This window comes from Allobosea sp. AK1, from assembly GCF_006714945.1.
Classification (GTDB): Bacteria; Pseudomonadota; Alphaproteobacteria; order Rhizobiales; family Beijerinckiaceae; genus Allobosea; species Allobosea robiniae.
The window spans coordinates 3010439-3033759 of sequence record NZ_VFMG01000001.1 but is presented as its reverse complement, the minus strand read 5'-3'; the positions used below and the strand labels follow the sequence as shown (position 1 = coordinate 3033759).

General features: G+C 67.8%; 23 protein-coding genes and 1 riboswitch. Of the genes, 10 read left to right on the top strand and 13 right to left on the bottom strand.

Annotated elements, in window-relative coordinates:
* Positions 1-26: 26 nt before the first annotated feature.
* The 5 genes from FHT98_RS14920 to FHT98_RS14900 form a co-directional block, all read right to left on the bottom strand.
* Positions 27-815 carry an ABC transporter ATP-binding protein gene (locus tag FHT98_RS14920; protein ID WP_142114507.1) on the bottom strand — a complete coding sequence of 263 codons (789 nt, stop codon included), beginning with the start codon at positions 813-815 and terminating at the stop codon, positions 27-29.
* Complete coding sequence (locus tag FHT98_RS14915) at positions 815-1828, bottom strand: FecCD family ABC transporter permease (protein WP_142114506.1); 1014 nt, start codon at positions 1826-1828, stop codon at positions 815-817. Before FHT98_RS14915 ends, FHT98_RS14920 begins: the two co-directional genes overlap by 1 nt.
* Entirely contained in the window at positions 1825-2682 is an 858-nt protein-coding gene (locus FHT98_RS14910; RefSeq protein ID WP_142114505.1) for an ABC transporter substrate-binding protein, read from the bottom strand. Before FHT98_RS14910 ends, FHT98_RS14915 begins: the two co-directional genes overlap by 4 nt.
* Complete coding sequence (locus tag FHT98_RS14905) at positions 2679-4625, bottom strand: TonB-dependent receptor plug domain-containing protein (protein ID WP_248309229.1); 1947 nt, start codon at positions 4623-4625, stop codon at positions 2679-2681. Before FHT98_RS14905 ends, FHT98_RS14910 begins: the two co-directional genes overlap by 4 nt.
* Positions 4626-4747: 122 nt before the next feature.
* A riboswitch (cobalamin riboswitch) is annotated at positions 4748-4946 on the bottom strand.
* Positions 4942-5679: a 5-formyltetrahydrofolate cyclo-ligase gene (locus FHT98_RS14900; protein ID WP_142114503.1), complete on the bottom strand. Its 738-nt coding sequence runs from the start codon at positions 5677-5679 to the stop codon at positions 4942-4944. Its footprint overlaps the riboswitch before it by 5 nt.
* Positions 5680-5942: 263 nt before the next feature.
* On the opposite strand from FHT98_RS14900, the gene FHT98_RS14895 reads away from it, so the two are divergent.
* Positions 5943-6659 carry a GntR family transcriptional regulator gene (locus tag FHT98_RS14895; protein WP_142114502.1) on the top strand — a complete coding sequence of 239 codons (717 nt, stop codon included), beginning with the start codon at positions 5943-5945 and terminating at the stop codon, positions 6657-6659.
* On the opposite strand, the gene FHT98_RS14890 is transcribed toward FHT98_RS14895, so the two are convergent.
* From FHT98_RS14890 to FHT98_RS14870, 5 genes are all read right to left on the bottom strand, one after another.
* The gene (locus FHT98_RS14890) at positions 6656-8185 is read right to left on the bottom strand and encodes a tripartite tricarboxylate transporter permease (RefSeq protein WP_142114501.1); all 1530 of its coding nucleotides are present in this window, start codon (positions 8183-8185) and stop codon (positions 6656-6658) included. The two genes, FHT98_RS14895 and FHT98_RS14890, sit on opposite strands and share 4 nt — an antisense overlap.
* A gap of 3 nt (positions 8186-8188) precedes the next feature.
* Positions 8189-8674, bottom strand: coding sequence for a tripartite tricarboxylate transporter TctB family protein (locus FHT98_RS14885; RefSeq protein WP_248309228.1), 486 nt, complete (start codon positions 8672-8674; stop codon positions 8189-8191).
* 81 nt (positions 8675-8755) lie between these two features.
* On the bottom strand, positions 8756-9706 hold the full coding sequence (locus FHT98_RS14880) for a Bug family tripartite tricarboxylate transporter substrate binding protein (protein ID WP_061966426.1): 951 nt from the start codon (positions 9704-9706) through the stop codon (positions 8756-8758).
* A gap of 104 nt (positions 9707-9810) precedes the next feature.
* The gene (gene prpB, locus FHT98_RS14875) at positions 9811-10743 is read right to left on the bottom strand and encodes a methylisocitrate lyase (protein ID WP_142114499.1); all 933 of its coding nucleotides are present in this window, start codon (positions 10741-10743) and stop codon (positions 9811-9813) included.
* Between the two features lie 6 nt (positions 10744-10749).
* Positions 10750-12201, bottom strand: a complete 1452-nt coding sequence (locus tag FHT98_RS14870) for a bifunctional 2-methylcitrate dehydratase/aconitate hydratase (RefSeq protein WP_142114498.1) — start codon at positions 12199-12201, stop codon at positions 10750-10752.
* A gap of 209 nt (positions 12202-12410) precedes the next feature.
* On the opposite strand from FHT98_RS14870, the gene FHT98_RS14865 reads away from it, so the two are divergent.
* The 3 genes from FHT98_RS14865 to FHT98_RS14855 are packed head-to-tail and all read left to right on the top strand — an operon-like array spanning position 12411 to position 15369.
* A complete protein-coding gene (locus FHT98_RS14865) occupies positions 12411-13382 on the top strand; it encodes a Bug family tripartite tricarboxylate transporter substrate binding protein (protein WP_142114497.1) in 972 nt (323 codons plus the stop codon).
* Between the two features lie 42 nt (positions 13383-13424).
* Complete coding sequence (locus tag FHT98_RS14860) at positions 13425-13850, top strand: tripartite tricarboxylate transporter TctB family protein (protein WP_091862117.1); 426 nt, start codon at positions 13425-13427, stop codon at positions 13848-13850.
* Between the two features lies 1 nt (position 13851).
* Positions 13852-15369 carry a tripartite tricarboxylate transporter permease gene (locus FHT98_RS14855; protein ID WP_142114496.1) on the top strand — a complete coding sequence of 506 codons (1518 nt, stop codon included), beginning with the start codon at positions 13852-13854 and terminating at the stop codon, positions 15367-15369.
* Between the two features lie 20 nt (positions 15370-15389).
* Here FHT98_RS14855 and FHT98_RS14850 read toward each other — a convergent pair whose 3' ends face one another.
* Positions 15390-16094, bottom strand: coding sequence for an SDR family oxidoreductase (locus FHT98_RS14850; protein WP_091862111.1), 705 nt, complete (start codon positions 16092-16094; stop codon positions 15390-15392).
* A gap of 182 nt (positions 16095-16276) precedes the next feature.
* Between FHT98_RS14850 and FHT98_RS14845 the strand changes: the two genes are divergently transcribed.
* Positions 16277-17440 carry a M20 aminoacylase family protein gene (locus FHT98_RS14845; RefSeq protein ID WP_142114495.1) on the top strand — a complete coding sequence of 388 codons (1164 nt, stop codon included), beginning with the start codon at positions 16277-16279 and terminating at the stop codon, positions 17438-17440.
* Positions 17441-17583: 143 nt separating this feature from the next.
* On the opposite strand, the gene FHT98_RS14840 is transcribed toward FHT98_RS14845, so the two are convergent.
* Together FHT98_RS14840 and FHT98_RS14835 are read right to left on the bottom strand one after the other, a co-directional pair.
* Positions 17584-18222 carry a Vgb family protein gene (locus FHT98_RS14840; protein WP_142114494.1) on the bottom strand — a complete coding sequence of 213 codons (639 nt, stop codon included), beginning with the start codon at positions 18220-18222 and terminating at the stop codon, positions 17584-17586.
* 34 nt (positions 18223-18256) lie between these two features.
* The gene (locus tag FHT98_RS14835) at positions 18257-19477 is read right to left on the bottom strand and encodes a helix-turn-helix domain-containing protein (RefSeq protein ID WP_142114493.1); all 1221 of its coding nucleotides are present in this window, start codon (positions 19475-19477) and stop codon (positions 18257-18259) included.
* A 116-nt stretch (positions 19478-19593) separates the two neighbouring features.
* Between FHT98_RS14835 and FHT98_RS14830 the strand changes: the two genes are divergently transcribed.
* The 5 genes from FHT98_RS14830 (at position 19594) to FHT98_RS14810 (ending at position 23313) form a co-directional block, all read left to right on the top strand.
* Positions 19594-20373 carry a DUF899 domain-containing protein gene (locus FHT98_RS14830; RefSeq protein WP_142114492.1) on the top strand — a complete coding sequence of 260 codons (780 nt, stop codon included), beginning with the start codon at positions 19594-19596 and terminating at the stop codon, positions 20371-20373.
* Complete coding sequence (locus FHT98_RS14825; protein ID WP_142114491.1) at positions 20370-21197, top strand: DUF2182 domain-containing protein; 828 nt, start codon at positions 20370-20372, stop codon at positions 21195-21197. Before FHT98_RS14830 ends, FHT98_RS14825 begins: the two co-directional genes overlap by 4 nt.
* A gap of 124 nt (positions 21198-21321) precedes the next feature.
* Positions 21322-21801, top strand: coding sequence for a hypothetical protein (locus FHT98_RS14820; RefSeq protein ID WP_142114490.1), 480 nt, complete (start codon positions 21322-21324; stop codon positions 21799-21801).
* A complete protein-coding gene (locus FHT98_RS14815) occupies positions 21798-22379 on the top strand; it encodes a peroxidase-related enzyme (RefSeq protein ID WP_142114489.1) in 582 nt (193 codons plus the stop codon). The genes FHT98_RS14820 and FHT98_RS14815 overlap by 4 nt, the downstream gene beginning before the upstream one ends.
* Before the next feature lies 1 nt (position 22380).
* Positions 22381-23313 (top strand): LysR family transcriptional regulator, encoded by a 933-nt coding sequence (locus FHT98_RS14810; RefSeq protein ID WP_142114488.1) that lies wholly within the window; start codon positions 22381-22383, stop codon positions 23311-23313.
* The last annotated feature ends 8 nt before the right edge of the window (positions 23314-23321 follow it).

The following is a 23321-nucleotide window of genomic DNA, read 5'->3' as shown; positions in this document are numbered from 1 at the left end:
TGGAGTCCTGTCGATATCGGCACCCTTCAAGGCGCATTTTCATTGTTGAGCGTCCGCCAGGGCAGCAGGAAGGACTCGCCGGCCTGGGAGCTGCGCAAGGCGTGAATGCCGAAGACCTGTGCGAGCCGATCATCGTCGAGGACGTCCGCCGGCGCTCCGTCGGCGACCCGGCGACCGTGATCGAGCAGCAGGAGCCGGTCGCAGAAGCGGCCCGCGAGCGTCAGATCGTGCAGCACGACGACCACTCCGCTGCCCTCACGGCTGATCCTGCGTAGCAGTTGCAAGGTGTCGAGCTGGTGCTGAGGGTCGAGCCCTGCCAGAGGCTCGTCCGCGAGGAGATAAGGCGCCTCCACCGCGAGCGCCCGCGCCAGCAGGACGCGACGACGCTCCCCGCCCGAGAGCGTGCCGACAGCGCGACCGGCAAAGCCGGTGACGTCGCAAAGCGCCAATGCCCGCGCGATCGCCTGTCGATCCGCATCCCCCGACTCGGCGAAGGGGCGGCGATGCGGCAAGCGGCCGAGCCCGACCAAAGCCTCGACGGAAAGCGCCCCCGGCGCCTCACCGCCTTGGGCCAGAAAAGCGATGCGCCGCGCCAGTGCCGCTCGCCCCAGCGCGCGCGCCGAGGCGCCGTCGTAATCGACGCCGCCACAGTCTGGCGTGAGCAGTGCGGCCAGCACCCGCAGCAAGGTCGTCTTGCCGGCGCCGTTGGGACCGATCAGACCGAGCACCTCGCCCGGCCGGACCTGGGCATCGACCTCGTGCAGGATCGGCTTGCCGCCGAGCGAAACCGTGATGCCGGACGCCGTGATCGCCATCACAAGGCCTCCCGGCGCAGGCGCTGCACCAGCGCGAAGAGGAAGGGCGCGCCGATCAGCGCGGTGACCACGCCGAGCTTGAGTTCCGGTCGGACCGGCATGAGCCGGACGCCGATATCGGCCGCCAGCACGAGGATGGCGCCGCCGAAGCCGCTCGCAACAAGCAACCGGCCCGGCCGATGACCGACCAGCGGGCGCAAGAGATGCGGCACGACGAGCCCGACGAAGCCGATCGCGCCGGTCACGGCAACCGCGCTGCCGACCGCGAGAGCCGCCCCACCAATCAACCGCGCCCGCAACCAGCCGAGATCGAAGCCGAGGCTGGCCGCCGTGTCCTCGCCGAGGCTCAGCGCATCGAGCGCCGGCGCCGTCGAGGCCAGCAAAACCCAGCCGATCAGCATCAATGGCAGCGCGAGCGCGACATGGTTCATGCTGCGGTCCGCCAGCGAGCCCATCAGCCAGAAGACGATTTCCAGCGCCGCATAAGGATTGGGCGCCAGGTTCAGGGCGAGCGCGGTCGCGGCGCCCGCGAAGCTGTTCAGCGCCACACCTGCGAGGATCAGCGTGGTCGTGCTGGCGCCACGGCCAAGCAGGATGAAGAGGGTCACGGTCGCTACGAGTGCTCCCGCGATGCCGCCGAGCGGCAGGGCGAGCGCAAGGCTGGCGGAGAGCCCGCTATAGAAGGTGAGGACGGCACCGAAGGCCGCCGCGCTGGAGATGCCGATCACGCCGGGCTCGGCCAGCGGGTTGCGCAGCAGCCCCTGCATCGCCGCGCCGGCCATGCCGAGGCTGAAACCGACGAGGGCGCCGAGCAGGGCGCGCGGCAGACGCAATTCATAAAGCACGAGCGCCGGCAGGCTCTTTTGCCCCGCGAGGAGGTCCGTCACCGCCGGGCCGAGCGCCAATGGTGCATAGCCGACGGCCATGGAGATCGCGGTCATCGCCAGAGTGGCGAGGGCAAGCAATCCCAGCAGCGGCGCCGGCCTGATGCCAGGCGAAGCGTCCGGCGTCATGGCTTCTCCTCCACGGCACGCACCAGCAATTCGATCGCGTCGAGCACGCTCGGGCCGGCGCAGGTCCAGAGCCGCGACGGCAGAGCGACGAGCTTCAGCCGGTCGCCAAGCCGATCGATCACCGGATGGTGCAGGATCTCGTGCGCCAGAGACGGCGGGCCGTCCGGCGTCTCGTTCAGGATCAGGATTTCGGCACCGCCGAGCGCCACGGTTTCGAGCGCGATCTGGCCATAGCTCTCGACGCCCAGCTCGGCCGCGATATTGACGAGGCCCGCGCGGGTCAGGATCTCGTCGACGAGCGAGCCGCGGCCGACCGTGAAGCCGCTGGGACGCAGCACGATCGCCCGCAACGGCCGCTCGACACGCCGAGCGGCCAGGGCCTGCAAGCGCCGCTCGATCCCCGCGAGCAAGGCCTGCCCGCGGGCGGGCTCACCGAGAACATCGGCCATCTCGGTGATCTGCGCCTTCATCTCCGCGAGATTGCGGGGAACGCCGAATTCCCTGACGCCGACGCCGACCCGCCCGAGCAGCGAAACCGTGGCGCGCGTCGTATAGGCGCCGGCGACGACGAGATCGGGGTGAAAGCCCAAGACTTCCTCGGCAAGCCCGTGATTGGCCGGTATCAGGCGGGCGGCGCCCGCCATGTTGGCGTTGCGCGGGTCCTGCGACAGCCATGTCACCGAAGCAATCCGCTCGGGATCGGCCAGGCGCAGGACGAGCTCGTCCGTGCACATGTTGAGCGAGACGATGCGGGCCGGGCGCTCGACCGCAGATGCGGCCGATGCCACCGCGCCCGAGAGCGCGATGGAGAGGCACACGCCGCATAGACGACGCAGGACGAGAGGCCGGTTCATCCGCCGATGGCCACCTTGATACCGCCGAAGACGCTGAGGCCCGGCACGAGGAAGCCGACCGGATTCTCCCAGCGCTTGTCGAAGAGGTTATCGACCCGCCCGAACACCGTCACCTTGTCGGTCGCCTTGTACTCAGCGGCGAGGTTGACCAGCGTCGCCCCCTTCCCGCGCATGCGCGGGACCGAGAAGTCGCGATTGCCGTCGACCCAGGAGCCGATATGGATCAGCGTCGCCGAGAGGCTGAGCCTGTCGGTTGGCGTCCAGGTCGCGGTCGCGCTCGCCTTGTGGCGCGGCCGACGCAGCAGTTCCTGCCGGGCGATCTCGTCCCTGGCGAGGGTGAAGGTATAGTCGGCGCGGATGCGGAACTGGGGCGAGATTTCCAGCGCGGCGAAGGCCTCGACGCCCTTCGTTCTGGCCTTGCCGATATTGGCGTAGGAATCGCGCGTGACATTGGTGACGATCAGGTTGTCGATGTCATTCTGGAACCAGGTCGCGCCGAATTGCAGGCGCTTGTCGAAGAGCGGCTGCTCGAAGCCGATATCCCAGCCGCGGCTTTCCTCCGGCTTCAGGTTCGGATTGCCGAAGAAGTTGTAGCCGGGGCGGTAATCGATGAAGAGCTCGCTCAGCGTCGGCGCCTTGAAGCCGGTGCCGTAGCTCGCCTTCAGCTTGGTTTCCGTGCCGGGAATGATGACGGCCGGCGCGATGCGGTACGTCGTATGGCCACCATAGCTGTCGTCATGGTCGCGGCGGATATTGGCCGCCAGGAAATAGCGATCCTCGATATTGCCCTGGTATTCGAGCCAGGCGGCCTTGTTGCCGTTCGAGGCGATGAGGTTCGTCGTGTCCAGACGCTCGCGCTCATATTGCAGGCCCATGATCAGGTTGTGGCCCTTGGTGATCTCGAGATTGCCGCGCCAGTCGAGCTTGGTGCGCTCGCCGAGGCTCTGATTGGGCAGGCCGAGCAGGCCGGTCGTGGCGGACGCCGTCCGCGTTCCCCTGTCCTGGCGCGAATAGGAGACGCCGAAGGTGTTGACGAAGCGCCCGGCGAGCGGGTCCCAGACTACCTCGCCACGGGTGAAGGCCTGCGCATAGTTCTGCAGGGAGCGATAGGGCGAGGGCTTGCTCGGGAAGCCAGTGTCGCCGGTATAGCGCAACTGGCCGTCCTGATAGCGACCGACCCAGTTCAGCGTCAGCGTGTCGGTGAGCGCAAAGCCGAGGCGTCCTGAATAACTGTAATTGTCGAAGATGTTCGGGTTGATCCGGCGGCCGGGTGGCACGAGGTTCGGCGGCGTCACCTCGGTTCCGTCGGCGCGGAAATGGCTGGCGTTGAAGGCGTAGTTGAAGCGCGCATCGCCGCCGCTGAAGCCGAGGGACTGGTTGAAGCTGCCGTGCGACCCGCCTTCGACGCGCGCCGTCATCTTCGGTGGTCCCTCGCCGCGCTTCGTGGTCACGGAGATCACGCCGCCCAGCGCATTCGCGCCATAGAGGCCGCTCTGGGGACCGCGCAAAACCTCGATGCGCTCGATATCCTCGGTCAGCATCGAGCCGAAATCGAAGGAGCGGTTCGGGGCTGAAGGATCGTTGGCCTCGATGCCGTCGATCAGCACCTTGACGTGGTTCGAGTTGGTGCCGCGCATGAAAACCGAGGTCAGGCCGCCCGGCCCACCGGTCTGCACGATGTTGAGACCGGGCACGGCGGCGAGTGCCTGCGGCAAGGTGCGGCGCTGCTGCTGTTCGATATTCCTGGCGGTGATGACGGTGACGGCGCTCGCGACTTCGCGGGCAGGCGTCGGCGTTCCCGTGGCGCTGACGACGATCTCGTCGAGCGCCATCGTGGCGGGAGCGTTCTGGGCGAAAGCCGGGGCTGCAGCGCCGGCAATGGTCAGACAGGACACGGAGAGCAGCAGGCGGCCGCGTCCGGCGGCCGGAAGGAAGACGTTCACGATGGAGACCTCGGGCGTTGACGTCAGTGGCACGTCACCGCGAACGCGATCTCCCATCAGCCGTACGATAGACGGCGAACGGTCGAATCAGCGATCGGCGCACCCCGGCCGAACGTGTCCGCGTGTGACCACGGCTGACGGCAGGTCTCCTGGCTCGCGGGTCGTTGCCTTTCGCCGCCTTCCCAGGTCCGAGGCCCCAGTGGCGTATGGCGAAAGGCTCGCCGCTTACAGTTGCGGGGGCAGCCGCGGCATGGGGTGGCTCGCCACCCGCACCGCGTTCCCTTTTGATCCCGTGAGGGAACCGTCGCGCTCAGGCTTATGGGGAGATCGGGCCGGCGTCAAACGGAGGCTCTCGATCCCGCTTTCCGCCGTGGGACCTGATGCCGTTTTCCGTCACGATATGGCGCATCGGGATGTCGAAGCCATGCGGGTGGATCGTCGGCATCTCCGCCATCTCGTAGCCGACCCCGACCGCGATCGTGGCGGACGGCAGGGCGGCAAGCGTGCGGTCGAAGAAGCCGCCGCCATAGCCCAGCCGGTAGCCCTGCGCGTCGAAGCCGACCAGGGGCGCGATGACGATCCGCGGGAAGACCGGTTCGCCCGCGGCCGGCCCGGGGATGTTCCAGACGCCGCGCTCCAGACGCTCGCCCTTGCGCCAGAGCCGGAACAGCAGGGGCTTGCCGCGCTCGACTACGACCGGCAAGGCAGCCAGACCGCGGCGCTCGCGCAGATCGCGGAACCAGTCGCGCAGGTCCGGCTCGCCGCGGAACGGCCAGTAGCCGCTGACGAGGACGCCGGCGGGATCGCCGATCAGGGCGTCGAGATGACCGGCGATCCGACGCGCAAGCGCGTTTCGCGTGCGCGCCGACATCGCCAGGCGGGCTGCGATCAAGCGCGCTCGCTCGGACCGCCGCCATTCCATCAGGCTCGGCTCGGGCAGGTTCTCCCCGACATTTCGCGACGGCGGCGTCAACCCGGAATAGGCCGGATCGACCTCATGCAGCAGGCAGGCCGGCGAGGCATAATCATTCAGATCGTCGTCGCCCTTGCCCATCGGTTTCCGGCCTCCGTCGCCACAACGCGCCAGCCACCCTCGGCGCGAGCGAGGCGGCGCGCGAAGGTCCGGACATCGGAGCCGCGGCGCATGAGCATTCTGCGCAGACAGGTCATGCAATCAACCGAATTCAGGGTTGATCGAATATGGCAACCTTCGATGAAGGCCACTCAGAAACACCGAATTCGCCGGCACCTCCGGTACCCATCGGAAACGGAAATGCTCTATGCTGCCGGGATCAGAAGCAGATAGGCACCCGCTCGATGCTGGCCGAGACACCGCCCCCCGCGAGCGTGGGCGTCACCGTAAAACTCTACGACGATCTCTCCTCGGCCATCATTTCCGGGGAGATCGCGCCCGGCGAGAAACTGAGCGAACCGGCCATCGCCCGCCGCTTCGGTGTCAGCCGCGCACCGGTCCGCGAAGCCATCCGGCGGCTGCAGGAACGCGGGCTCGTCACCTATGTCGCCAACCAGGGCGCGCGCGTCGCCGAGCCGAGCGCCGCCGAGTTCCTCGCCCTGCTCGACGTGCGCGAGGCGACAGAGGGCATGGCCGCCCGCCTCGCGGCCGAGAGCATGAGCGAAACCGAGATCGCGGCGCTCGATGCCCTGGTCCGGGGGCATCGCGACGGTATCGAGCGCAACCCGATGGGCGCCTATCTTCAGGACGAGCCGGAGGCCGATTTCCACCGCCGGATCGCGAAGGGCAGCGGCAACCCGATCCTGGCCGAACTGCTCTGCGAGCAGTTCTACCCGCGCCTGCGCCTGTGCCGGCGCCTGCATTCGACCGTGCCGGGCCGCGGCCGCGAGGCCTGGCGCGAGCATATGCGGATCACCGAGGCGATCAGCCATCGCGACGGCGAGCTCGCGGAAATCCTGATGCGGCGCCATATCCGTGCCGCCCGCATGGCGCTGCAAGCCGCGCTGGCCGCGAATGTCGGTACCAAGCCAGGCAAGCGCCGGACCGGAGCGAAGCGCTAACCTGCTCGGCCCGCAGAGGTCGCCGGCTCTTCTTCGGCACTGGCGCGTCGGCGCAGGCGCGCGAGCACGGGCGGTACGATCAGCACCAGCGCCGCGACCGCAAGCAGTGTCGCCGCGATCGGCGTGCCGACCAGGACGCTCCAGTCGTTCTGGCTGACGGCGAGCGCACGCCGGAGCTGGATTTCCGCCTGCGGGCCGAGGATCAGCCCGATCAGGGCCGGCGCGATCGGGAAATCATGGACGCGCGCGACATAGCCGACGAGGCCAAGCCCGCACATCAACGCCAGGTCCATCCAGGAGGTCGACAGGCCCCAGACGCCGACCATCGCGAAGACGACGATGCCGCCATAAATGTATTGCCGCGGGATCAGCAGCAGCCGGACCCAGATGCCGACCAGCGGCAGGTTCAGGATCAGCAGGATGACGTTGCCGATATAGAGCGAGGCGATCAGGCCCCAGAGCAGGTCCGGGTTGGTGGCGAACAGCAGCGGGCCGGGCTGAAGCCCGTAGTTCTGGAAGGCAGCGAGCAGCACGGCCGCCGTCGCGGTGGAGGGCAGGCCGAGCGTCAGGAGCGGCACGAGGATGCCGGCCGCGGCCGCATTATTGGCGGCCTCCGGCCCGGCGACGCCTTCGATCGCGCCCTGACCGAACTCCTCCGGATGCGGGGTCAGGCGGCGCTCCAGCGCATAGGAGAGGAAGGTCGGGATTTCCGTCCCGCCCGCCGGCAGCGCACCGATCGGAAAGCCGATGACGCTGCCGCGCAGCCAGGGCTTCCAGGAGCGCTTCCAGTCCTGCTTCGTCATCCAGCTGCCGCCGGAGAGCGGGTTGATCGCGGCCGGTGCAGCGCCGCTGCGGCTCGCGACATAGAGCGTCTCGCCGATCGCGAAGAGCGAGACCAGCACGACGGTGAAGGGGATGCCGTCGAGCAGCTCGAGCGTGCCGAAGACCATGCGGGTCTGGCCGGTCTGGGTGTCGATGCCGATCGTCCCGAGCGCGAGCCCGAAGAACAGCGCGGCGAAACCCCGCACCATCGAACGCCCCATCACCACGGCGACCGAGGTGAAGGACAGTATCATCAGGGCGAAGTAATCCTCCGGCCCGAAGACGAAGGCGAGCTCGGCGATGGCCGGCGCGAGGAAGGTGAGCGCCAGCGTGCCGATCGTCCCCGCGACGAAGGAGCCGATCGCCGCCGTCGCCAGTGCCGCCGCGCCACGGCCGCGCCTTGCCATGCGGTTGCCTTCGAGCGCCGTCATCACCGAGCCGCTCTCGCCCGGCGTGTTCAGCAGGATCGAGGTGGTCGAGCCGCCATAGAGCGCGCCGTAGAGAATGCCGGCGAACATGATGAAGGCGGAGGCCGGATTGACCTGCGCGGTAACCGGCAGGAGCAGCGCGATGGTCAGCGCCGGGCCGATGCCCGGCAGGACGCCGACCGCCGTGCCGAGCCCGCAGCCGACGAAGGCCCAGAACAGGTTCATCGGCTGCAAGGCAACCGCGAACCCGCCGAGCAACTGGTTCAGGATATCCATGGCTCAGCCCAAGAGCGGAAAGAACGGGCCAAGGCTGATGCCGAGGCGGGAGAAGCCGAGCCAGGCCAGACTGGCGATCAGCGCGCCGATGCCGAGATCGAGCAAGGTGCGGCGCGAGCCGAAGGCATGGGTCACCAGCGTGAAGGCCAGCATCGCGCTGAACGGGAAGCCGAGCCAGCGGATCGTCAGCAGCGGCACGCCGACGCCGGCCAGCGCCATCAGGAAGGCGGGGCGCGAGAACGGCGCCTCCTCCTCGTCCTCGCTGGGCGGCGCCAACGGTCCTTTCAGCGCCTGCACGATCAGCAGGAAGCCGAGCAGGACGAGGCCGAGCCCGACCGCGAGCACGATCGCGGACGGGCCGAGGCCGACATAGTTGGTCGTCGAGGCGATGCTGCGCGCACCGTTGAGCCAAACCGCGCCCATCACGAGGATGGCGAGCCCCAGCCACCAGGGCCGCCCGCCGCCGGCCGTAGCCGAACCGTTCTTCATCGACGACATTTGCCTTGCCCTGCCCTTTCGCGATGGACCGCGGGCGGCGCGCTCATGCACGCCGCCTGGCTTCGTCGAAGGCTATTTCAGGATACCGACTTCCTTGAGCGCGCTCGTCCAGTTGGCGTCCTCGCTCTTGAGGAAGGCGTCGAAAGCGTCGCCCGGCAGATAGGCGTCCTCCCAGCCCTGGGTCTTGAGCGTCTCCTTCCACTCCTTGGTGGCGTGGAGCTTGGCGAAACGGTCGAGCCAGGTCTTCTTGGCGGCGTCGCTCATGCCGGGCGCGCCGACGAAGCCGCGCCAGTTGCCGACCTCGACCGGGATACCGGCTTCCTTCAGCGTCGGGGCGTTGAGGCCTTCGACCCGCGTCGGGCCGGAGGTCGCGATGATGCGGATGCGGCCGGATTCGGCGAAGGCGCGGAACTCCGAGGCGCCCGAGATCGCGGCCTTGATCTTGCCGCCGCCGAGCGCAGCCAGGATCTCGCCGCCGGAGAAGGCGACGAAGTTGATCTTGCCGACAGGCGCGCCGGCATGTTTGGCGAGCAGCGCCAGCATGACGTGATCGGCACCGCCGGCCGAGCCGCCGCCGACGGAGAGCGCGCCGGGATCGGCCTTGAGCGCGGCGATGAAGTCCGCCGGGGTCTTGATCGGCGAGTTCGCGGGCACGGCGATGGCGTTGTACTCGTTGGTCAGGCGCAAGAGCGGCGTCGTGTCCTTGAGCGAGACCGGCGTCTGGTTGGTGATGACGCCGCCGACCATGATGACGCCGGTGACCAGCAGGGCGTTGTCATCGCCCTTCGCGGTGCGGACGAATTCGGCGAGGCCGATCGTGCCGGCAGCACCGCCTTTGTTGGTGAAGGATGCGCCGTCCGTGAAGACCTTGGACTGGGCAAAGGCCGCCATGGTGTGGCGCCCGGCCCCGTCCCAGCCGCCGCCGGGATTGGCGGGGATCATCACCTTCGCCGGTTCGGCCAGGGCCGTACCAGCGCCGAGTCCCAAAGCCAGAACGCCGGCCATCGTCAAACGCTTCAGCATTTCCATTTCCTCCCGTGGTCGTTACGCCGCCTGTTTCGGCTGGTCGTTCTTTTGCCGCGTCATCCGCGGTTCGGACGCCGGATTGGTCCGGCGCCCTGGTATCCTCATGCGCTGCGCTCGCGCTGCGGCATGCCTTCCGGCGCGATCGTCGCGACGATCGAAGCGTCGAGCGCTTCGTAATCGGCGAGGCCAATCGTCTTGTAGAGCTCGACCCGCGTCTGCATCTGCTCGACCATGGCATGAGTGCTGCCGTCGCGGGCAAGCGCGGCGTAGAGTTTCTCCTGCGCCTTGTTGGCGACGCGCAGCGAGGAAACCGGCCAGATCACCATGCGATAGCCCATCGCCTCGAACTCCGAAGCGGTGAAGAAGGGCGTGCGGCCGAACTCGGTCATGTTGGCGAGCAGCGGCACACCGGGCACGCGGCTGGCGAACTCGCGGAACATCTCGGCCGTTGTCAGCGCCTCCGGGAAGATCGCGTCAGCACCGGCCTCGAGATAGAGCTTCGCACGGGCGACCGCGCCGTCGATGCCCTCGCTCGCCGCGGCATCGGTGCGCGCGATGACGTAGAGATGGCGGCGCGCCTTCACGGCGGCAGCGACCTTTGCCGCCATGTCATGGGCGTCGGCGAGCTTCTTGTCGTTGAGATGGCCGCATTTCTTCGGCAGGAGCTGGTCCTCGATATGGACCGCGCCGGCGCCCGCATCCTCGAAGACGCGGACCATGTGCATCACGTTGAGCGCCTCGCCATAGCCGGTATCACCATCGACCAGCAGCGGCAGGCCGGAGGCCCGCGCGATCTGGCGGATGAAGAAGGCGACCTCGTCGACGGTGATCATGCCGAGATCGGGGATGCCCATCGAGGCAGTCATCGCCGCACCCGACAGATACAAGCCCTCGAAGCCGGCGTTCCTGGCCTGAATCGCGGCCATGCCGTTATGGGCGCCGGGGAGGCGCGCGATGCCGCCGCGCTCGACCAGTGCCCGGAAGCGCTGGCCGGCCGGCTCGGACGGAAGATCGGAGGCGACGAGATAGGGCATGGGCACTCAGCTGCAGTAGAGATCGACGTAATCGTTGACCGAGATCGCTTCGAGCCTGGCCTGATCCAGGGAGACGTCGAGGATCTGGCGCTGGCGCTTCTCGACGAAACGACGAGCGAGATTGGTGCGGAACTTGGCTTCCAGCAGCGGGATGCCGTCGGCGCGGCGGCGCTTGTGGCCGATCGGGTATTCCACGACGAGCTCAGGCAGCACCGTGCCGTCCTTCAGCGTCACCGTCATGCCGTTGGCGATCGAGCGCTTCTCGGGGTCGTGATAGTCCCTGGTGAAGGCGGCGTCCTCGACGCATTCGATCTTGTCGCGCAGCGCATCGATGCGCGGATCGGCGGCGATATCGTCCTCGTAATCGGCGGCGGTGAGGCGCCCGAAGATGAAGGGCACGGCGACCATGTACTGGATGGTGTGGTCGCGATCGGCCGGGTTATGCAGGGGCCCACGCTTGTCGATGATGCGGATGCAGGCTTCGTGCGTCCGGATACGGATCGAGGCGATGTCGTCGCTGCTGCGACCCATCGCCTTGAGCTGATCGTGCAGCGTCATCGCGGCCTCGACCGCGGTCTGCGAGTGGAACTCGGCCGGGTAGGAAATCTTGAACAGCACATGCTCCATCACATAGGAGCCGTACGGACGCTGGAACTTGAAGCTCTGGCCGCGGAACGAAGCATCGTAGAAGCCCCAGGTCTTCGCGGTGAGCGCTGACGGATACCCCATCTCGCCGGTACGGGCGATCAGGGCGAGCCTGACGGCGCGGCTGGTGGCGTCGCCCGCCGCCCAGCTCTTGCGCGAGCCGGCATTGGGGGCATGGCGATAGGTGCGCAGCGCCTGGCCATCGACGAAAGCGAGCGAGAGCGCATTGACGATCTCGTCACGGTCGAGCCCGAGCATGCCGGCGACCACCGCGGTCGAGGCCACCTTGACCAGGATGACATGGTCGATGCCGACCTTGTTGAAGGCGTTCTCCAGCGCCAGACAGCCCTGGATCTCGTGCGCCTTGATCATCGCGGTGAGAACGTCGCGCATGGTCAGCGGCGCCTTGCCGGCCGCGACCGCGGTCCGCGACAGCCAGTCGGCGACGGCGAGGATGCCGCCGAGATTGTCGGATGGATGGCCCCATTCGGCCGCGAGCCAGCAATCGTTGAAGTCGAGCCAGCGGATCATCGTGCCGAAATTGAACGCCGCCTGGATCGGATCGAGCTGGTAGGGCGTGCCGGGCACGCGGGCACCGTTCGGCACGACCGTGCCCGGCACGACGGGGCCGAGCAGCTTGGTGCAGGCGGGGTACTCGAGCGCCTCCATGCCGCAGCCCATCGTGTCGATCAGGCAGTTGCGGGCGGTCTCGTAGGCGAGGCTGCTCTCGACGCGATAGTTCAGCACATAGTCGGCGATATCGACCAGCACGCCGTCCGGAGCCGGACGCTCATTGTTGTTGAATGTCGCCATTTTCGGCCGTTCCTCGCATCGATCGCCCGCCTTTTCGTTCTGGCCAGCGTTTATTGTCGACACAAATTACATCGACCCGCCCGTTTGACAAGCGGTTCCGGTTCGCTAATCTAAAAATTGTCGACAATCGAACAGGGCCGGCAAGAGCCCGGATAGCGACGCCAACCCGCCACCGCAGGCGGAAACGACAAGAATTTGGGAGGAACGCCATGAGAACAACGATCGCCACCTGCTGCGCGCTGCTGCTCTCGGCAACCGTCCACGCGCAGGACTTCCAGCCGCAGAACCCGGAATGCATCGCCCCTGCCGCGCCCGGCGGCGGCTTCGACCTGACCTGCCGTTTGACCAGCCGCGTGCTCAACGAGACCGGGCTGGTCGGCCCGTCGATCCGCACCACCAACATGCCGGGCGGCATCGGCGCCGTGGCCTACAACAACATCCAGGCGCAGCGCGCCGCCGATCCCAATGTCATCGTCGCGGTCTCGACCGGCTCATGGGTCAACCTCGCCCAGGGCAAGTTCGGCCGCTTCAGCGAATCCGATGTGCGCTGGCTCGGCGCGATCGGCGCCGACTATGGCGTGCTCGCCGTGCGCAAGGACAGCCGCTTCAAGACGCTGGCCGACGTGGTCGAGGCCCTGAAGAAGGACCCGACCTCGGTCAAGGTCGGTGCTGGCGGCACCGTCGGCAGCCAGGACTGGATGAAGCCGGCGCTCGTCCTGAAGGCGGCCGGCGTCGATCCGCGCAAGATGCGCTATCTCGCCTATGAAGGTGGCGGCGAGGCGATCGGTGCCCTGATCGGCGGCCATATCGACCTCTTCCCCGGCGACGCCTCCGAGGTGCGCGGCCAGCTCGAGGCCGGCGAGATTCGGCTGCTCGCGACCTTCTCGGAGAAGCGACTGCCCGGCGCCTTCGCGCAGGTGCCGACGGCCAAGGAGCAGGGCTACGACGTGCAATGGCCGATCGTGCGCGGCTTCTATGCGCCGCCGAAGGCACCGGAAGCGTCCTATGCCTACTGGACCGGCATTCTGACCAAGCTCAACGCCGATCCGCGCTGGCAGAAGGCGCGCGGCGAGCAGGGGCTGTTCGAGTTCAGCATGGTCGGCGCTGATTTCGACACCTTCGCCAAGAAGCGGACCGCCGATTTCCGGACGCTGGCGGCCGAGGTCGGCCTCGCCAAGTAGCGGCAGAGGCCTTTCGCCAAGGTAACAGGACGGGAGGAGATCATGATCGATCGCCTGGTCGGGTTGATCTGTGCGTTGCTCGGCGCGGGCGCGATCTGGCACGCGCAGACCCTGCATGTGCCCTTCGCGGCCGACCCGGTCGGGCCGCGCATGTTCCCGACGATCACCGGCGCCGTCCTGATCCTGGGCGGAGCCATCCTGTTGCTGCGTCCCGGAACGGTCGCGCTGGAGTTCGGGACATGGCCGCGCGCGCTCGCCGTGCTCGTGGCCAGCCTGATCTACCCGCTGCTCCTGCTGCCGATCGGCTTCATCGCGGCCACGGCTCTGCTCTGCTTCGTGGCCGCGCTGGCCTTCCACGCGCGGCCATTGCCGGCGGCGGCCTCGGCCGTCGCCACCGCGATCGTCTTCTTCGTGCTGCTCGACAAGGTGCTCGACCTGCCATTGCCGCGCGGGCCGCTGGGAATCTGAGATGGACGCATTCGCCGCCCTCATCACCGGCTTCGAGGTCGCGCTCACCCCGCTCAACCTTGCCGTCGCCTTTGCCGGCGTGGCGCTCGGCACCGCAATCGGCGCACTGCCCGGCATCGGTCCGATCAATGCCGTCGCCCTGCTGCTGCCGCTCTGCTTCGCGCTGAAGTTGCCGCCGGAGACGGCATTGATCCTGCTCGCCGGGCTCTATTACGGCAGCGGTTATGGCGGCCGCATCTCCTCGATCCTGCTCAACATACCCGGCGATCCCGGCCTGGTGATGACGACGCTCGACGGCTATCCGCTGGCCAAATCCGGGCGCGGTGCGGCGGCGCTCGCAATCAGCGGCATCGGCAGCTTCGTCGGCGGCACCAGCGCCGTCGTCCTGATGACCTTCCTGGCCGTGCCGCTGGCGCGGCTCGCGTTGTCCTTCGGCCCGGCCGACTATGTCGCGCTGATGGTCCTGTCCTTCGCGCTGCTCGGCACGATGAGCGAGGGCAAGGCGGTGAAGACCTGGATCGCCGTCGCGCTCGGGCTCCTGCTCGCCATGGTCGGCATCGATGGCGGCACCGGCGTCGAACGTTTCACCTTCGGCTCGCTCGAGCTCCTGGGCGGCATCGACTTCACCAGCCTGACCATCGGCCTCTTCGCGGTCGCCGAAATCCTGATGCTGGCGGAGGGGATGATCAGCGGCACCGTCTCGCGCACCGGAGACGGCGCGCGCCTGACTTTCCGTGAAATCCTGTTCTGCACGCCGGCGATGCTGCGCGCGACCGGCATCGGCTTCTTCCTCGGCGTGCTGCCCGGCACCGGCGCCTCGGTCGCCTCCGCCATGGCCTATACCGCGGAGAAGCGCGTCTCCGACAAGGGCAGCTTCGGCAAGGGCGACATGCGCGGCCTGGCAGCGCCCGAAACCGCGGATAACGCGGCGCAGACCGCCTCGATGGTGCCGATGCTGGCGCTCGGCATTCCAGGCTCGGGCACGACTGCGGTGATGCTCGGCGCCTTCATGATGTATTCGATCACGCCCGGCCCGCTGCTCTTCACCCAGCGGCCTGAGGTCGCCTGGGGCCTGATCGCCTCGATGTATATCGGCAATCTGATGCTGCTGGTGCTCAACCTGCCGCTGGTCGGGCTGTTCGCGCGATTGCTGCTGGTGCCGGCCTGGATCCTCTATCCCGGCATCCTCGCCCTGTCCTATGCCGGGGTCTATGCCGTCTCGAATTCCGCTTTCGAGCTGCTCATCACCACCGGGATCGGCATCCTCGCCTATGCCTTGCGCAAGGTCGGCATTCCGCTGATCCCGCTGATGCTGGCCTTCGTGCTGGCGCGATTGCTGGAGGACAATTTCCGCCGGGCGCTGTCCCTGTCAGATGGCGGCTACGAGATTCTGTTCTCGACACCGACCAGCATCATTCTCTGGCTGCTGGCGATCGTTGCGATCGGCCTGCCATTGATCCGCAAGCCGAAGCTTCACCCGGCGGTGCCGGTGGTCGAGGCCGGAAAGCCGGGCGCCTGAACGGCGCCCGGAAATAAGGTTTAGATCGAGCGGGTGACGCCGCCGTCGACGCGCAGGTTCTGGCCGGTGATGTAGGCGGCGTCCTTCGAGGCCAAGAAGGCAATGGTGCCGGCGATCTCGGCGCTGGTGCCGTAACGCTGCATCGGCACGCCCTGCCGCCGCTCCTCGGTCGCCGGCAGGCTGTCGATCCAGCCAGGCAGCACGTTGTTCATGCGGATATTGTCGGCCGCATAGGCATCGACGAAGATCTTGGTGAAGGAGGCCAACCCCGCCCGGAACACCGCCGAGGTCGGGAACATCGCGCTCGGCTCGAAGGCCCAGGCTGTCGAGATATTGACGATCGAGCCGGCCTTCTGGCGCTGCATGATCGGCGTCACCAGCCGGACCGGCCGGATGACGTTGAGCAGATAGGTATCCATGCCGCGGTGCCAGTCCTCGTCGGTGATGTCGAGGATCGGCGCACGCGGCCCGTGGCCGGCGCTGTTGACGAGGACGTCGACGCGCCCCCAGCGCTCCATGGCGAGGTCGACGAGGCGCTTCAGGTCGTCGTTCGACTGGTTGGAGCCGGTGACGCCGATGCCGCCGAGCTCTGCCGCCAATGCCTCGCCCTTGCCGGAGGAGGAGAGGATGGCGACGGCGAAACCGTCCTCCGCCAGGCGCCTTGCCGCCGCAGCGCCCATGCCGCTGCCGCCCGCCGTGATCAGGGCTACTTTGTCCACTGCCATTCCATCCTCCTGCATCGACCGACTCGAAATCCTGCGACGTTCCTAGCATTCCGGCCAGGTCGTGACGAACGCGTCTCCTGCCACTCGGTGAAAGAAATTTGCATCCGGCCGACAGGATTGCAGCGCTTCTTTCGGCCCATCTGCATTATCCCTTCGCATCCCTGTGAAGCGAGGCTGCTCCGATGCCCAAGCTTGATCTCGACGATCTCCAGTCGCAGATGACAGCGTGGCGCCGCCACCTGCATACCCATCCCGAATTTGGCTTCGAGGAGAAGCGGACAGCCGCCTTCGTCGCCGCGAAGCTGCGTGAATTCGGCCTGGACGAGGTCGTCGAGGGCGTCGGCGGCACCGGCGTCGTCGGGACGCTGAAGCGTGGCAGCGGCAACCGCGCCATCGCCTTGCGCGCCGACATGGATGCATTGCGGATCACCGAACAGGGCGGACGGCCCTATCGCTCGCAGACACCCGGCGTGATGCATGCCTGCGGCCATGACGGCCATACAGCGATGCTGCTCGGCGCGGCCAGGCTGCTGGCGGAGGAAGGCGGCTTCGACGGCACCGTGCGCTTCCTGTTCCAGCCGGCCGAGGAATGGGGCCGCGGAGCGCTCGCCATGCTCGACGACGGGCTGATGGAGCGTTTCCCCTTCGAGGAAATCTACGGCCTGCACAACATGCCCGGCCTCGCCGTCGGGCAGTTCCAGACGCGCGCTGGCTCCTTCATGTCGGCCGAGGATAATTTCGAGATCGTGCTGAAGGGCGTCGGCGGCCATGCGGCAAAGCCCCATGCCGGCAGCGAGGTGCTGGTCGCCGCCTGCGCGCTCGTAATGCAGCTCCAGACCATCGTCTCGCGCCGGCTGAGCCCGGCCGATATCGCGGTGGTCTCGGTGACCGAATTGCTGAGCGACGGCACCCGCAATGTGCTGCCGGGGACCGCACGTATCCTCGGCGACGCCCGCAGCTTCCGCCCCGAGGTCAGCGCCGCGATCGAGCGCCAGATGGGCATCATCGCGCGCGGCACCGCCGAGAGCTATAACCTGACCTGCGAGCTGACCTATACGCGCGAATTCGTGCCGCTGGTGAATGACGAAGCGCTCTCGCAGGAAGCGCTGGCCGCCGCCCGGACCGTGCTCGGCGAAACCAATGTCGCGACGGCGTCGGAACCGATGACGGGCTCGGAGGATTTCGCCCGCTTCCTCGACCATGTGCCCGGCTGTTTCGCCTATGTCGGCAATGGCGAGGCTTCGGCGCCGCTGCACAACCCGTCCTATGATTTCGACGATCGCGGCCTGATCCACGGCGCGCGGTTCCATGCCGGGATCATCAGGCACAGGCTGCCTGAGGGCTGAGCTTCGGCTGCACAAGGAGAAATCTTTTCCGCGGCCGCACTCCCGGGGAAGAGCCTTGCAAACATCCCCTGATCTATGGAGCCAAACCCTATCCCCGCCGGCGTAGACATGAGCCTGTGTCAAACAGGCTCATGTCCCAATACTCAGGTGCGCTTCGGCCGCCGTACGGCCCGCAGCGTGCTCTTGTCGCCGTCGCCGCAATAGAACAGCCCGGCGCCATCCGATTCCAGCCCGGAGAGGCCGCCCCCGGGCGGCATGGCGAGCGCGTCAAGGACCTTGCCGGTCGCGGGGTCGATCCGGCGCAATTCGCTTTCACCCTCTTCCCAGGTGCCGTGCCACAACTCCCCGTCGACCCAGGTCACGCCAGTGACGAAGCGGTTGGTCTCGATGCTGCGCAGCACCTTGCCCGTGGCCGGGTCGATCTGGTGGATCTTCCGCTCGCGGTAATGGCCGACCCAGAGCGAGCCTTCGGCCCAGGCGAGCCCGGAATCCCCGCCCTTGCCCGGCGCTGGGATCGTGCCCAGCACGGAGCCCGTCTGCGGATCGATCTTCTGGATACGGTCCTCGGCGATCTGAAAGAGATGCGTGCCGTCGAAGGCCGTGCCGGCATGGGCGGGCACGTCGATGGTGCGAATGATCTCACCCTTGACGGTATCGAGCGCATTCAGCCGGTCGCCGGAGGCGAACCAGACATTGGCGCCGTCGAAACTGACGCCATGAACCTTCTCGACTCCCGGAAACGGGCCGTACGTACGGGTGATATCGGCGTTTGTGATCGTCATAGCCTGGCTCCTGCGTCTGTTGCGATGCTGGACCCTAGCCAGCCGGCCAGGACGCTGTGAGTAACAAACTCGTCGCGAAACCCGGCATCGGCGGCATCGCCCAGCGGCGCGCCCGTGCCTGCCCGAAAGATTGGACCTTGCCGGCCTCGGCGAGGGCATCGAGCGCGCGCTGGACGCTGCGCTGGCTCGATCCAAGCGCCAGCGCCAGGGCAGAGCTCGACCATGCCTCGCCGTCAGTCATGAGGGCGAGCACCGTGGCATGCTTCTCCTCGACCGGGCGCGCCAGCACCACGATCCCGACCGCGCGACGCGGCGCTATGACGAAGCCGGCTTCCGTCGCGCTGATCCGCGCCAGCGGCCGCAACGCCGCGCGCAGGCGGCCAATCTCGACGCGCAGCCTTGCCCGGTGCGATTCATCGGTGAAGCGCGAGCCGAAGGCGCCGGCAATCAGCACGTCGCGCGGCGCATCCTTTGGCCAGGCCCCGGCCAGCGTCCGCAACAGGGCGAAGAGCACGGGGCGCGTCGCCAGCGACACGAAGCTGGCCCGGTCGCGCGCGCCATGGCGGCAGGCATCGACGATCAGCGCCTGCGACGCCTGCAAATCCTCGACCTCGTCGAGCAGCAAGGAGCGCTCGACACCATCCGCGATCAGGCGCGCGGCCGGCTCTTCGAGCAGGCGGCTTGCAGTTTCGACTTCGGCGATCAGCGCCGGGATTCCGGCGCGACCGGCGGCCTCGCGCGCTTCCACCAGCGCGGCCCGTGCGTTTCGCGCTTCCATCCGGCGCAAAGCGATGCCGGCGCTTGCCAATCCGTGGACAGCCCGCAACGGTGCCGGCAACTGCGCGGGATCGATACCGGCGAGCCGTTCGCCCGCATGGTCAAGCCGGCCGATCAGCAGGAGCCGGCGGATGTCGAGCAGGCGTGCATGGGCGGCGTTCGCGCGATCGCCATGGGCTTCGAGCACCGCACCGGCTTCATCGAGCCTGCCCGGAGCCCAGCCGAGATCGCGCGCCGCGAGGGCGACCTCCGCCTCGGCGACCGTGCAACGAGCGCGAGCGACCGCTTCCTTCGCCCCGAAGGCGCGGCCGGCACGGCGCAGCAAAAGCTTGGCGCGGGCGAAATCGCCAAGCTGCGCCATCGCGATGCCGCGCAGCGCCAGCGCAGGCGCGTCATCCCGCAAGGCGACGCGGTTCAGCGCCCCCAGCGGGTCGCCCTTCGCCAGGGCCTGCGCCGCCGCCGTGATCAGCGAGTCCATCGGAATCCCGCCAAACTTGTCACTCCCACCGTCTGTCGCCCCCGCCTTACCACCGATCGTGACGCCGCATCGAGTGTCGAGACGGCGCGAACATCTGGCGACAGGAGTGAGACATCATGACCAGTCATGCGATCGGAACGCGCGAAGAATGGCTTGCCGCAAGGCTCGAACTGCTCGAGGCCGAGAAGGCGTATACGCGGCAGGGCGATGCGCTCGCCGAGCGGCGGCAGGCGCTGCCCTGGGTCAAGGTCGAGAAAGACTACGTCTTCCAGACCGAGCAGGGCGACGCCTCGCTGGCCGAGCTCTTCCAGGGGCGCTCGCAGCTCCTCGTCTACCATTTCATGTTCGGACCGGACTACAAGGCCGGCTGCCCGTCCTGCTCGGCGATCGCCGACGGGTTCAACGGCTCGGCGACGCATCTCGCCCATCACGACGTGATGCTCTGGGCGATCTCGCGGGCACCGATCGACAAGCTCCTCGCCTTCCGCGAGCGCATGGGCTGGAGCTTCCCCTGGGCCTCGTCCGGCGAGAGCGACTTCAATTTCGACTACAACGTCTCCTTCACCGAGATGCAGGAGCGGACGCAAGGGGTCGACTACAATTTCCGCCACCAGCCGAAATTCGAGTGGCGGACCGACGGCAACGCGATCGAGCGCTCGCTTGCCGGGATGTCCGGGGTCGACGTCCCCACCTATCACCGCGACCGGCCGGGCCTGAGCGCCTTCATCCGCGAGGACGGCGCGATCTACCACACCTATTCCAGCTATTCGCGCGGCGTGGACGGAGTCTGGGGCATGTATGCCTGGCTCGATCGGGCGCCGAAGGGCCGCAACGAGGCGGAAGGCCCGTGGTGGCTCCATCGCGACCGCTACGCGGCCCGCCAAGCCGTGTCGTGAGCGCGACCCGGACAGATTGCGAGACGAGCCCCGCGTCCGGTCGAGAGGCCGGGCGCGGGGCTCCGCTCGTCTTCGTTGGAAGCGCAGCTCTGCTCTTCGCCGCTGCGCTCGTCGCCACAGCTCTGTCCTGCGCAGCGATGGAGACAATGGGCGCGGTGCCGATGGCCGGCGGCTGGCTGCTCTCGGGAATCTGGCTGCCGCTCTGCGGCCAGTCCTGGTTTGAGACCGCCGCCTGCTTCCTCGGCATGTGGCTCGTGATGACGATCGCGATGATGCTGCCGTCGCTGACACCAGTGCTGTGGCGCTATCGGAAGGCGATGCTCGCGGCTGGAGCTACCCGGCCCGGCGGGCTCGCCGCGCTGATCGGCGCCAGCTATTTCGCTGTCTGGATCGGCTTCGGCCTGCTCTCCTTCCTGCTCGGCGCGAGCCTGGCCCAGGCAGCGCTCCAATTTCCCTCGCTCGGGCGCCTCGGCCCGCCAGCGGGTGCCATGGTGATCCTGATCGCCGGGCTTGCGCAAGCCTCGCGCTGGAAGGCCCGGTTTCTGGCTGATTGCCATGGGGCCACCCGCGCATCGCGGACCCATCCCAACCCGATGGCGGCCGTAGAGGCCGGCGCCATTCTCGGCCTGCGCTGCTGCCTGTCCTGTCTCGGCCCGATGGCGGCGCTGACTGCGGGCGGCCTCATGGATCTGCGCCTGATGGCCGGCGTGACGATCGCCGTCACGGCCGAGCGTCTCTTGCCGGTGAAAACACGGATCGCGGACGCCATCGGCGTCATCATGAGCGGCGCCGGACTGCTTCTGCTCGTGCAGGTGCTCGGATGAACGGCTCGCCGCAAACCGGGCCAGTTTAGCATGGCGCCGGCAAAGCTCATTGACGGGGCGCAAATTCGCTGCTTCATTCGCAGAAAGCATCAAGCAGTGAAGTTGATGCATGAAAGGGATTGCCATGGTTCAACCCGTCAACCCTGAGGCCTCTCCCTGGATCGGCGCCGCCGCATCGGCCGCCGCGCAATCGCGCAGCGCCATTTTCGAGATGAGCCGGCACGCCGAAAGCGCCGTCATCGATCCGCGTGATGCCGGCGGCTTTCCCTCCGGCTGGCGCCGCGCCGTCGCCGCCCGGATCGCGACCCTGAACGCGCTGCCGGAGCTGGCCGCGCATTATCTCGGCAGCGTGACCGATCCGGCCTTGCGTGGTCTCGCCGACCCCGCTGAGACCGGGCGCGAGCCCCGTGAGCGCTGCGTCATCAGCTTCATGGACCGGGTCGCGACCCAGCCGCGCGCCGTGCAGGCCGAAGAGATCGAGGAGCTCAAGGCGGCCGGCGTGGCCGAGGCCGATATCGTGCGGCTCTGCGAACTCAACGCCTTCATGAGCTATCAGTGTCGCGTCCTCGCCGGGCTCGCCGTTCTCAAGGGAGCCTCCGCATGAGCCGGGTCGTGCATCGCTTCACCCGCAATGTGCCGGACTGGCAGCCGCGGGTGACACCTGTCGACCTCGCCAAGGCGAGCCCCGAACAGCTCGACGCGCTGAAGGTCACGCCGTCCAACACCAAGGTCTCGGATTACGTGCTGGTGCTGGCGCATGATCCGGAGACGCTCAACGTGCGCTCGCCGCTGTTCAACGGCATCATGTATGATCCGGGCGGCCTGAGCCGGGCCGAGCGCGAGCTTGGTGCAATCGGCGCCTCGGTGGTCAACCGCTGCATCTACTGCGCCGCCGTGCATGCCGCGCGCCATGCGCAGCTCAGCAAGGACACCGCCGTCACCGATGAACTCTTCGCCAATGGCGAGAAGGCCAAGCTCGGCCCGCGCGACCAGGCGATCTTCGACTATTCGGTGAAGCTCTCGCAATCGCCGCCGGCCGTGACCGAGGCCGACACCGCCCGCCTGCGCAAAGCGGGGCTGGACGAGGCCGAGATCGTCGATCTCATCCTGTCGACGGCGCTGTTCGGCTGGGCCAACCGGCTGATGCACATCCTCGGCGACCCCGTCCGCAAAGACGGGTGAGATGAGCCGCCTCAAGATCCTCGAGGCCTATCTGCAGGTCGCCTCGCTCGGCAGCGTCACGGCTGCCGCGAAGCATCTGGGCGTGTCCCAGCCTTCGGTCAGCCGCATGATCCAGGAACTGGAGCGCGATCTCGGCCAGCCGCTGTTCGAGCGTGTCGGCCAGCGGCTGGTGCTGACGCAGAAGGGCATGGTGCTGCGCGACGATGTCGAGCGGGCGCTGGCCGGCTTCGTCAACCTGTGGGAGCGTGCCCGCGAGGTGATCGGCGAGGCCGAGCCACCGATCCGGATATCGGCGGTCTCATCGCTCGCCTTCGGCCTGCTCACCGATGCCTGGAACGGGGCGGATGCGCCAAGGCTTGCCATCGAGGTCGAGAACCCCGACCGTGTGCAGAACGCCGTGATCTCCGGCAATGCGCAGCTCGGCGCCACCAGCGCGCCGCTGCTGCATCGCGACCTCTCGCTGGAATGGCTGGGCACGGCGCCTTGCGTGCTCGCCGTGCCGGAGACCGACCCGCTCGCCCAGATCGAAGGGCCGATCGATCTTCATGCCCTCGCCGGACGCGACCTTGTCGGGATGTCGCTGCGCCGCGGCTTTCCGGCGCGCATCCGCGCGGCGCTCCACGCGGCTGGCGTTGATGTCCGGGTGAGAATCCGCACGACCTCGACCATGAACGTGCTGTCCTTCATCCGGGCCGGTGCCGGCATCGCCATCGTCGAGCCGCTGACGCTGACCGGCAATCCGACGCCCGGCATCCGCGTCCTGCCGCTGGCGACTTCGATCCCCTATTGCTTCGGCGTCGTCACCGCGCGCGGCGTCACCCTCTCCGACAAGGCCCGCGACCTGATCGCCGCGCTCAAGACGAGCGCGCAGAAGCGGATTGCCGATTTCGCCCTGATCCCCCCGAAGAGCATCAGGCGCTGCTCGCCTCGCTGACCAAACAG